General features: G+C 68.5%; 9 protein-coding genes and 3 pseudogenes. 4 read left to right on the forward strand and 8 right to left on the reverse strand.

Translation table 11 applies throughout. The annotated features are described in order from the left end of the window. Nucleotides 1-34: 34 nt before the first annotated feature. The gene (locus tag ACZ4MF_RS44470; protein WP_467499527.1) at nt 35-700 is read right to left on the reverse strand and encodes a TetR/AcrR family transcriptional regulator; all 666 of its coding nucleotides are present in this window, start codon (nt 698-700) and stop codon (nt 35-37) included. Between the two features lie 109 nt (nt 701-809). Here ACZ4MF_RS44470 and ACZ4MF_RS44475 point away from each other — a divergent pair, with 109 nt between their 5' ends. Beyond that, nucleotides 810-1,757, forward strand: a complete 948-nt coding sequence (locus ACZ4MF_RS44475) for an SDR family NAD(P)-dependent oxidoreductase (RefSeq protein WP_467499529.1) — start codon at nt 810-812, stop codon at nt 1,755-1,757. A 767-nt stretch (nt 1,758-2,524) separates the two neighbouring features. Here the strand turns inward: ACZ4MF_RS44475 and ACZ4MF_RS44480 are convergent. Then, a complete protein-coding gene (locus ACZ4MF_RS44480; RefSeq protein WP_467499531.1) occupies nt 2,525-2,725 on the reverse strand; it encodes a DUF6207 family protein in 201 nt (66 codons plus the stop codon). Nucleotides 2,726-2,786: 61 nt separating this feature from the next. Between ACZ4MF_RS44480 and ACZ4MF_RS44485 the strand changes: the two are divergent. After that, a pseudogene (locus tag ACZ4MF_RS44485) lies at nt 2,787-2,902 on the forward strand (IS5/IS1182 family transposase); the annotation flags it as partial. 18 nt (nt 2,903-2,920) lie between these two features. Here ACZ4MF_RS44485 and ACZ4MF_RS44490 read toward each other — a convergent pair. Both ACZ4MF_RS44490 and ACZ4MF_RS44495 read right to left on the reverse strand, forming a co-directional pair. Then, a pseudogene (locus tag ACZ4MF_RS44490) lies at nt 2,921-3,408 on the reverse strand (IS5 family transposase); the annotation flags it as partial. Nucleotides 3,409-3,604: 196 nt separating this feature from the next. Next, entirely contained in the window at nt 3,605-4,861 is a 1,257-nt protein-coding gene (locus ACZ4MF_RS44495; protein ID WP_467499533.1) for an alpha/beta hydrolase, read from the reverse strand. Nucleotides 4,862-4,990: 129 nt separating this feature from the next. On the opposite strand from ACZ4MF_RS44495, the gene ACZ4MF_RS44500 reads away from it, so the two are divergent. Continuing rightward, complete coding sequence (locus tag ACZ4MF_RS44500) at nt 4,991-5,437, forward strand: MarR family winged helix-turn-helix transcriptional regulator (RefSeq protein WP_467499535.1); 447 nt, start codon at nt 4,991-4,993, stop codon at nt 5,435-5,437. A gap of 97 nt (nt 5,438-5,534) precedes the next feature. Here ACZ4MF_RS44500 and ACZ4MF_RS44505 read toward each other — a convergent pair. The 3 genes and pseudogenes from ACZ4MF_RS44505 to ACZ4MF_RS44515 all read right to left on the reverse strand — a co-directional run bounded on the left by ACZ4MF_RS44505 (nt 5,535) and on the right by ACZ4MF_RS44515 (nt 8,196). After that, nucleotides 5,535-6,377, reverse strand: a pseudogene (locus ACZ4MF_RS44505) (IS5 family transposase). A 104-nt stretch (nt 6,378-6,481) separates the two neighbouring features. Next, on the reverse strand, nt 6,482-7,795 hold the full coding sequence (locus ACZ4MF_RS44510; RefSeq protein ID WP_467499537.1) for a caspase family protein: 1,314 nt from the start codon (nt 7,793-7,795) through the stop codon (nt 6,482-6,484). Beyond that, complete coding sequence (locus ACZ4MF_RS44515; RefSeq protein ID WP_467499539.1) at nt 7,792-8,196, reverse strand: effector-associated constant component EACC1; 405 nt, start codon at nt 8,194-8,196, stop codon at nt 7,792-7,794. Before ACZ4MF_RS44515 ends, ACZ4MF_RS44510 begins: the two co-directional genes overlap by 4 nt. Nucleotides 8,197-8,279: 83 nt before the next feature. On the opposite strand from ACZ4MF_RS44515, the gene ACZ4MF_RS44520 reads away from it, so the two are divergent. Next, nucleotides 8,280-8,618 (forward strand): hypothetical protein, encoded by a 339-nt coding sequence (locus ACZ4MF_RS44520; RefSeq protein WP_467499541.1) that lies wholly within the window; start codon nt 8,280-8,282, stop codon nt 8,616-8,618. Between the two features lie 116 nt (nt 8,619-8,734). On the opposite strand, the gene ACZ4MF_RS44525 is transcribed toward ACZ4MF_RS44520, so the two are convergent. Continuing rightward, complete coding sequence (locus ACZ4MF_RS44525; protein WP_467499543.1) at nt 8,735-8,992, reverse strand: hypothetical protein; 258 nt, start codon at nt 8,990-8,992, stop codon at nt 8,735-8,737. Nucleotides 8,993-9,498: the final 506 nt, after the last annotated feature.

Raw genomic sequence — 9,498 nt, forward strand, 5'->3', positions numbered from 1 at the left:
TACAGAGGTTTCGGCCTGTTCAGTGCAACGCCGGTCAGCGGCGGGGTAGCACGCCCAGGAGTGTTGCGGTCAGGGCCTGCTTCAAGTAGTCCTTCAGATCCAAGTGGAAGCGTGCCAGGTCGGGCTGGGCCTCGTAGGCCGCCTGCAGGCTGGGTGGGGGCGTGCTGTACGCCGACAGCGCGCCGGCCATGACCATGGTCTGCAGGCTGAACAGTGTTGCGTTCTCACCCAGCTCCGGCAGGTACTTCCGGATCAGGGCGGTCATGGTTGTCAGGCGGTCCAGGGAGGCGCGCTTGTAGCGTGCTACGACCTCGACGGAGACATTGTGTTCCAGGACGCTGCCCTGTGCGCCGAAGAGCTCGCACAGCACCGTTCGGCCGGACAGCGAGCGACTGAGGATCTCGGCCACCGCTGCCGCTCGCTCGGGCATGGGGAGGTCTTCGTCGATGCCGGCCGCCAACTCCCCTGCCAGTTCCGTCAGCCACTCCCGTAGATAGCGGTCAAGCAGCTCCAGCAGCACCGCCTCGCGGGACTCGAAGTAGCGCAGCACGTTCGGCTTCGCCAGGCCTACCCGGCGGCTGAGCTCGTTCAGGGTGACCGCGGCCACAGGCATCTCGTCGAGCATCGCCGACGCCATGTCGAGGATCGCCCGTCGACGGATCTCCCGCTGCTCTTCAGTCCGCGCCCGCTGGAAAGTCACGATCGCCAGTCTAGATTAGGTACCTTCGGTACGTTGACAACATACCGGAGGTACTTTAATGTCGACGATGCAAGATACCTTCGGTACGTTATCTAGCTGGGGGCCTGACATGGGCGAGAAGTGGACGACAGCGAACATTCCGGACCAGCGCGGGCGGGTGGCCGTGGTGACCGGGGCCAACACCGGACTGGGGTACGAGACCGCCAAGGCGCTCGCCGAGCACGGGGCGTCCGTGGTGCTCGCCGTGCGCAACGTCGAGAAGGGCGAGCGGGCCGCGGCCCGCATGACCGGCGACGTGACCGTGCAGGCGCTGGACCTGACCTCGCTCGACTCCGTGCGGACCGCGGCGGCGGCGCTGCGGTCCCGGCTCGACCGGCTCGACCTGCTGATCAACAACGCCGGCGTGATGTACACCCCGAAGCAGACCACCGCCGACGGCTTCGAGATGCAGTTCGGCACCAACCACCTCGGCCACTTCGCGCTCACCGGGCTGCTGCTGGACCTGATGCTGCCGGTGCCCGGCTCGCGCGTGGTGACGGTCAGCAGCACCGGCCACCGCATCCGGGCCGCGATCCACTTCGACGACCTGCAGTGGGAGCGGTCGTACAGCCGGGCCGCCGCCTACGGTCAGTCCAAGCTGGCCAACCTGATGTTCACGTACGAGCTGCAGCGCCGGCTCGCCGCGCACGACACCACCGTCGCGGTGGCCGCGCACCCCGGTATGTCCAGCACTGAGCTCGCCCGCAACACCCCCGCGGCCCTCCGGCTTCCGCTCATCTGGCTCGCGCCGCTGATCACCCAGACGCCGGCGATGGGCGCGCTGCCGACCCTGCGCGCCGCCACCGACCCCGGCGCGCTCGGCGGCCAGTACTACGGTCCCGGCGGGCGCAACGAGGTCAAGGGCCACCCCCGACTGGTCGCCTCCAGCCCGGAGTCGTACGAGCTCGCCGCCCAACAGCGGCTGTGGGCCGTCTCCGAAGACCTCACCGGCGTGAAGTTCCCCGTCCTTCAGTCCCAGCAGAACTCGTCTCCCTCCGGATCGGCCATCACGATGTAGCCCGCGCTGGTATGATGCGCTGGCTCGTCCGGTGCTCCGCCGCCCGACGGTCGGCGCGATCGAGAAGAGCCGCTACCGGAACATGCGGGAGCTGCGTCCGCGTAGCGGTGGGACGGTGAGCATCCGAATGCTCTTCGTCTTCGATACCGAGCGGCGGGCCAGGCCGCGTACCTGTATGCGATCGGCGGCGAGCTGACCGTAGCTGCCACTTGGGGAACCTCTCGGTGAGGCTGCAAGGCGGAGCCAACCGCGGAATCAATCCTGGCAGAGGACTTCCGTCGGTGCCCCCTGGACGATGTGACGCTCAGTCACAGGTCCACAGAGAGTGGATCAGAACCATTGCAACTGGCCACTGACACCCGAGCCGCTCGGCGGCAGGGCACCCGTCAGTCGCGCCTTCGGCCCGAAGCTCCGAATGCGCCGTACAAGGGCCACGGAGCGTCAAGAACGCGCTGAGGGGCTGCTGGGCCTTCGGTACGTCGGGGCCTGCTTCTGGCCGCCGACGTGATGACGCGACGTCACCCGACCGGGACCGAATCCGCCTGTACGCGGCCATCCCTGCCCTGCTCGGCACCGCCTGCGTCGCTGCGGCGAACGAGCCAAGTTGTTTTTCCGGAAGGTCGAGTTCACCCGCAGGACCGCCGCCGACCTGCCTTGGTGTGGCACTGTGTGTGCAGGCGGGTCCGTCACCTCCCCCCGTGGTGGCGGGCCACGTCCTACTCCGTGGCGGGTGCTCGCTCCGGCGAGGTGGCCCCTTCGAGGACCTGTCACAGGTCGGTGTACATCCGCAGCCGCCACACCAGGCTGGCCGACGTTCCGTGAGGTGTGTGCTCGGCGGTCGCGGTTCCCCAGGTTCGGGCGATCGCGGCCTGGAAGGCGAAGACAGTGTCATCGTCATCGTCAACGCGCGCCACGGCGATGTCGGCGAGGCCGGTTCGGACACGTGCGTTTCTCGGGATCGGTTCCATACCTGTCAGTACGTATCCGCGCACGGCCGGGGCTCTGACCCGGCTCCGAATTGGCCTGACAGTGATCGTGGATGCGGCCTCGGTCCGCGCGAAAAGGGGGGACCGCTGACCGGCCGCAATCCGGTCGACCGGGGCAAGAAGGGCAGCAAGCTGCACGTCCTGGGGGACGGCGCCGGCGCGGACCGCGCCGCGACCCGGCTTCAGTCCGAGGCTGTCATGGGTGTTGGCCGCAGAGAGTCCGACGCGTAGTGGCAGTCCGTTCGCGTCCGACAGGACGTGCATCTTGGAACCTGGCTTGCCTCGGTCCACGGGCGACGGACCTGCAAGTTCGCCCCTTTTTTGGCGCGGACGTGAGCGGAGTCGAGTACCGCTCGAGACAGGTCGATCAGGCCCTGGCCGGCGAGCATCTCGAGCACCTTCTGGTGCAGCCGTCCCCAGACACCGGCCCTCGACCAGATCAGGAACCGACGATGCACAGTCGACTTCGACGCTCCAAAACAGGGCGGCAGAGCAGGCCAGGCACAACCGCTGACCAGGACGTAGACGATGGCCGCGAACACTGCCTCGTCATCGATATTGGCCACCCCGCCGCCCTGCGGCCGTACCCGCGCAGGCGGCAGCAAAGGCCTCACGATCTCCCACAGTCCCTCCGGCACGATCCATCCCCACCGCCCACTCCCCATGATCCGGCTAACGATCAACTGACCATGTAGGACACGGTGTTAGAGGTTGCACATATAGGCAGGGAGGGGCGCCCTGCCAGGAAGGCGGGCAGCAGGTCCCGGCGATCACGGGGTTGTGACAGTCCGTGACTGCCGTGGAGACCTGTGCTTGTCGGCCCTCTCTCCTGCCGGTGAACGTTTCATCGATGCCGTGGCGTTATGCCTGGCTGGCGGTGGTGATCTGGGTGGGGGTGGTGCCGAGCCACCAGGTGGGGTTGGCGGTGCCGTCGGTGGTGCGGCCGTCGCTGTGGACGTAGTGGCGCACGTCGCGGCCGGGCTCGGCGAACTCGCCGTTCAGGGCGCGTTCGACCCACTCGGCGCCGAAGCGGAAGGCCTCGGCGGCGGTGCCGCCCAGCGGGTGGAACTCGTTCTCGTAGACTCGCATCTCCTTGGGTGCGCGGACGCGCTCGTAGTTGGCCAGGGCCTGCTCGAGCACGGTGAGTTCGTCGAACTCGCCGATGCCGTAGAGGACCGGGCAGGTGATTTCCTGGACCAGGTCGCCCAGCGGCATGCGGGCGACCAGCTCGGTGTCGAAGGCGTCCTCGTCGGTGTAGCCGGCCATGAACATGTAGTTGTTCTTGAAGGTGGGCTGGGCGCGCTCGAAGATGGTGGTGAAGTCGCCGGTGACGGCCTCGAAGGCGGCCAGCGCGGCCAGGCGCGGGTCGGTGGCGGCGGCGCGCGAGCCCCAGTAGCCGCTCATGGAGATGCCGAACATGGCGATCCGGGCCGGGTCGACCTCCGGGAGCGAGGCCAGGTGGTCTATGTAGCGGCTGATGGCGCGCTCGTAGTTGGTGAGGTCGACGGTCAGCCCGTTGGCCCGGCTCTCGCCCTGGCCCGGGCCCTCGATGGACAGGGCCACGATGCCGCGCGAGGTGTAGTACCGCTCGGCCGCGTAGATGTAGTCCTCCTTGATCATGTCCATCCCGGGGCCGAGGATCACCGCGGGGGCGTTGCGGACCTCGCCGGCGGGCAGGTGGAGGAGGGCGAAGATCTGCTTGCCCTCGAAGTCGAGGACGACGCGGCGCAGCCGGTTGTCGCGCAGTGCGCCCAGGCGCTCGACGCAGTGGTTGGCGTGCTCGCGGAAGGCTAGCTTGCGCGGGTCGGTGGCGTCGAAGATCGAGTACTGCGCGCGGCCCCACATCACGGAGGCGCGCACGTAGAGGTCGGCGGCGGTCTGGGCGAAGCCGCCGCGCTCGTGGTGGGCGGCGCGCTCCTCGGCCTGCCCGGCGATGGTGGCCCAGGCCTTGGGCAGCATCACGCCGCTCTGGACCAGGTCGAAGACCTTGTCGAAGTCGGTGTGGTCGTGGCCCAGCTGCTCCAGGGTGCCTTTGGCCTGGGGGTGCAGGGCGTCGAAGCCGCCCTGGGCGAGGGCGATGTCCAGGGCCCAGCTCTGGCCGGTCGAACGAACAGTCATGACAGGTGTCCTCAGGTGAAGGGGAGTGGTAGACGTCCCGTTCGGGAAACGCCTAAGTACTTATTTATTAAGTACTTAGGCTAAGCTGGTTGTCAACCCGCCCGCCGTCAGCGACACGGAGACCCACCGATGCCCGAGACCACCCGCGATGCGGCCCTCGACCAACTCGCCCGCGCCGCCTACAGCCTCAGCGCCGCCGACTCCCGCCTGCGCGGACGTGCCACCCGCACCCCCGGCGCGCTCTCCCTCACCCATGCCCGCGCCCTGCGGGTGCTGGCCGAGGCGGGCCCGCTGCCGATCGGCCGGCTCGCCGCCGCCACCGAAACCACCGGCGCCGCCACCACCCAACTGGTCAACGGCCTCGCCGCCGCCGGCTACGTCACCCGCGAACGCCCCGCCGACGACAAGCGATCGGTGCTGGTCGCCCTCACCGACGCGGGCCGAAGCCGCCACCACGAACGCCAGGCCGCCCTGACCCAGGCACTCGACGCCGCACTCGCACACCACGACACCACTGCCCTGGGCACCGCGACCAATGTCCTACGGCAGCTCGCCGCCATCTACGACCAGCTCTGAAGCCCGCCCGGAGCCAGCCGTCGATCCGGACCAGGCACCGGCCGACAAGCCCGCTGCCGCCAGATGGGTTGCAGGCCGCGCACGTGCAGGCGTGCGGTCATGGTCGGCGGTTGGGGCGTTCGTCCCATCGGTGCGTTGTCCAGGCGCGTCGAATCAGGCTGCGGACGGTGATGACCGTGTCGGCGAGGTCGAAAAAGGGCATCGATCACGGTGGTGCGGCATTCGTAGCAGCGGCCGAGTCGCTGGAAGGCGTTCTGCCAGGCGTGGGTGCGTTCGACCTGCCACCGTCGGCTCGCTTGGATGGGCGCCTTCCCTCCCTTGTGCGCGATGCGGCCGTGCAGTCCGCGCTCGTCCAGCAGGGCGCGGGTCGGCGCGCAGTCGTAGCCAGTCCAGGTTCACGGTGATGTGCTCGGGCAGTGGCCCCAGGTCCGCCAGGCGGTCCAGGGTCGAGGCGAGCAGCGGCGAGTCGTGTCGGTTCGCCCCGGACAGGACCCGACCCAGGGGGATTCCGTAACCGTCCGTCATACCTGAGCGTTTCAATCCTTGCCTGCCACGGTCGACCGGGGAAGCGTCCGGCGGCCTCGCCGCCGCCGGGGGCCTTGGTGATCGAGGCGTCGACGGCAATCTCGTCCAGGGCCAGACCGACGATCCGGTCATAGGACTCCAGCGCGATTTGCTTGAACCGGGCGAAGACTCCGACTCGGATCCACTCGTCGCGGCGATTGCGGATCGTGGTGGCCGAGCAGGTCGTGTCAGCGATCGCCTGGTAGGAGCAGCCGAAGCGCAGGAGTTGGAGCATCTTTTCGAAGATGATCCGGTCGCTGATGCGGGGCCGATGACACCTCAGGGAGTGATCCGCATCATAGACCGGACGCTCGGGCAGCAGGGCCGCGAATTGGTCCCAGAGTGGTTCGGTCAGCCATGATGGCAGTACAGGCACAGGTCCTCAGCTCAACAATCACGGAGCGTCGCCACTCCATGATTGCTAAGACCTCTGCCTGCCCCGCTGCCGGGATGCTATGCCACGCCTATCTGCGCGGCCTCTTAGCGCAGCCGTGGGTCCATCTCCAGTAGCTGTTGGTCGGTGCGGTAGATGCCGCCGGCGAAGTGTTCGATCGCCGAGCGCAGGCGCATGGGGTCGGCGCCGTAGGTACCCAGCATTCCCGCGATGACGTAGCGTCGGTCCGGGAGACGTTGGTTGAGCTTCTTGTGGAACCCTGGTGGGCGCGGCGCGTCGGCCTTCAGGCGCACGATGAGGACATTGGGGACCACTAGAGTCCCTGGCGCCCTGCGCAGCACGCCCACGCACTCGACGTCCTTCCACGGTACGTGAGCTGAATGCGTCCCGTGCTCGGTGCCCAACCCGTCGCTGTTGACGACAAGGTCGTAGTGGACATCTCTTCGAAGCAAGAGCAGCAGGGCGATCAGACCGACGAAGAGGGCTATACCGGCAGCGGTGATCAAGGTCGCGAACCACCCCTTAAACAGCACGCCCATCGCGACGAGCACAGCGAGCATCAGGACGTACAGGACCGTGTCGCGGAGGCGATTGGCCGGCGGGTCGGGCGGCTGCTGCCGGAAGCGGATCTCTCCCTCATTGCCGGTCTGCGGCCCTGCCTGCGGCTGGACGGGGCCACGGGCGAGGGCGAGGTCGCCGGCGGCGTTGACGGAGCGCCGCTGCGGGCGCGGCAGCCCCATTCCTTGTAGCACGGTGTCGATGTGCTGGTGGATGCCGTCCAGGGTGAGCGGTTCCGGCTGGTTCAAAGCGTCCAGCAGGGCGGCGGTGAAGGCGGTGTGACGCTGCCCGGGTGGTGCGTGGGAGGGTGCGGTGGCCGTGGTGGAGGTGAGGGTGTAGGTGCCGCTCATGTCGAGTTGAGCCGACAGCAGGCTGCCTGATTCGGTCATGGTGGTCACCGCGCGGCCGGAGAAGCAGCAGTCGAGCACCAGGATCCGCAGTCGTGCCCGGGCCCGGCCGAGGTAGCGCTTGATCAGGTCGGCCGGGACACCGGTGAAGCCGACATGAGCAGGGTCCGTGGAGGACAGGGCGAGGTGGAGCAGCCCGTCCTCGTCCAGCAGTCCGTGTCCGGTGTAGTAGACGAGCAGCAGGTCCTCCGCCTCGCGGGCGGCTTGGGCAAGTGCCATGCCGACGCTGCGGTGATCGGCCGGATCGGCCAGCACCCGGCAGTGTTCCGGAGGCAGGATTCCATGTGGCTGATCCGTGAGCGCGGAGCGAAGGTCCGCGAGGTTGGCCTCCACGGCGGGAATCGCGGGCAGATCAATGTCGTCAAAGTCGCCGCACCCGATGAGGACCGCCCGGGAAGCGGCACCGTCAGGGAAACGCGGCGCGCTCTGCCTCACTCCTGCCCGCCTTCCAGCAGCTGCCCGAGGGCACCGATCACCGCCTGCGGATCGCTTGTCCGGCGGACCTCCACGGTGACCTCCCGCCCATCGCTGCGGCTCACGTGCACGGTGACGTCTGCACGGCGTTGCACCAGCCAGGTCGACAAGGAACGGGCCAGAACAGCTCCCGCTCCGCCGGAGCCCAGCGCCACCGCCAGCACGTCCAGCGCGGCCCCCATCTGCCCCGGCTGCGGCGTCCGGGCCAGCAGCTCCACCCGACCGCGCAGCGCCTCTTCCGCGGCCAGCCAATCTCGCAGCGACACCAGATGCGTCTCCGTCTCCACACCCGGATCGGCGGACAACCGCACCCTCAAGGTGCCGTGTGCAGACGGCGTTTCGCTGTCCTCGCATTTCTCCATGGGGCCATCGTGCCAACAACAGCTGGCTTCGTAGGTGGGAACAGTCACGCATAACCACGCCGAGTGGGTGGCACTGGCACGGCGTGGTTGCAACGATCGACGAGCCCGTCCATGCCTACCTGACCGCGCACTCCGCCGGGTTGCCGCTTCCCGTCACCGCGCTGCATCTGCTGTGGGTCACCAGCGGCTCGGTGTTGCTGCTGATGAGCTTCCTGTTCGGCGGCTTTGGGGCTCGGACGACCTGGGTCGTGTGGGGTGCCGCCGCCATCGTCATGGTGTGGTCAGGCACGCCCGGGTCCGCCCGGCAGGTAGCAGCCGGCCTCGCCACGGTCGCATGGGGGCTGGCGTCGATCCCGGCGCTGCGGGGCCTCAACCTGCGATCGATCGCGTCGCAAAGCGTGGTCGTGTCGAAGGGCTCCTAGCACGCGGGGGCCGGGTCTTCGCACAACGTAGCCGATGCCATTGCCCGGTACGGGTGTGCGGGCTGAGCTGCGATGTGCCGGTTTGATGTCAGTGGGTGGGTGTCAGTGACGGCATGTCAGGGCGGGGAGTTTTTGCTGGTGGGGTGCTGAGGATGGATGGGGTCGCTGACGTGCGCGTTGGCGCGGCCGCCGGTGCCGAGGGTCCGTCGGGATGCCGGGGGTGCCGCCGGGTGAGTGCCGAGGGCTCCGCGGGCCCGTAGCTGGTCGAGGTCGGGCAGGCGGATCCCGGGGAGTGTGTCGAGGAGGTCGGCCTGGGCGGCGCGGATGTTCTGCGGGGCCTGGGGACCGGCGCCGAGGGCGCGGCGGGCTGTCACGCGATCATCGTACGGGCGGTGATGGGCCGCCTGCGCCCGTGTCCGTGCATACGTCCTCTTCCGTTCCGCCAGCACGATTTCTCACCCGTTCGGGGCGGTGGAAACGCCGGGAGGGAAAACGTTTGGCGAGGGCGCGGTCAGATGTGCCCGCGGGAAGCGTTCGGGACGGATATCCCCAGGTGGATCGACCAACAAGGGAAAGAGCGTCGGCCCGGGCACCAGGGGTGTGATGTCTGGTGTCCGGGCCGGTGGTGCGCGCATGGCGCGTGGGTTGTCGGACAATAAGATGGGAGTACCCCGGCCCGATTGCGGCGGGCCGGGGCCCTGTATGGGGCTGCTCGGCTTCGGGGTCAGTCCCAGCCGCCCTCGCCGCCCTCGCCGCCCCAGCCGCCTTCGCCGCCCTCACCGCGGTCACCGCGGTCACCGCGGTCGTCGTGGTCGCAGACCACGCGGAAGCTGGCGATGACTCCGTTCTTGACCTTCACGCCGTCCTCGCCCTTCTCGTG

It is taken from the genome of Streptomyces sp. NPDC025793 (genome assembly GCF_055558375.1).

Bases quoted from the DNA above. Each gene is read 5' to 3' on its own strand.
- ACZ4MF_RS44475 (WP_467499529.1), top strand. From the start codon at position 810: ATGGGCGAGAAGTGGACGACAGCGAACATTCCGGACCAGCGCGGGCGG.
- ACZ4MF_RS44480 (WP_467499531.1), bottom strand. From the start codon at position 2,725: ATGGAACCGATCCCGAGAAACGCACGTGTCCGAACCGGCCTCGCCGAC.
- ACZ4MF_RS44495 (WP_467499533.1), bottom strand. From the start codon at position 4,861: ATGACTGTTCGTTCGACCGGCCAGAGCTGGGCCCTGGACATCGCCCTC.
- ACZ4MF_RS44500 (WP_467499535.1), top strand. From the start codon at position 4,991: ATGCCCGAGACCACCCGCGATGCGGCCCTCGACCAACTCGCCCGCGCC.
- ACZ4MF_RS44515 (WP_467499539.1), bottom strand. From the start codon at position 8,196: ATGGAGAAATGCGAGGACAGCGAAACGCCGTCTGCACACGGCACCTTG.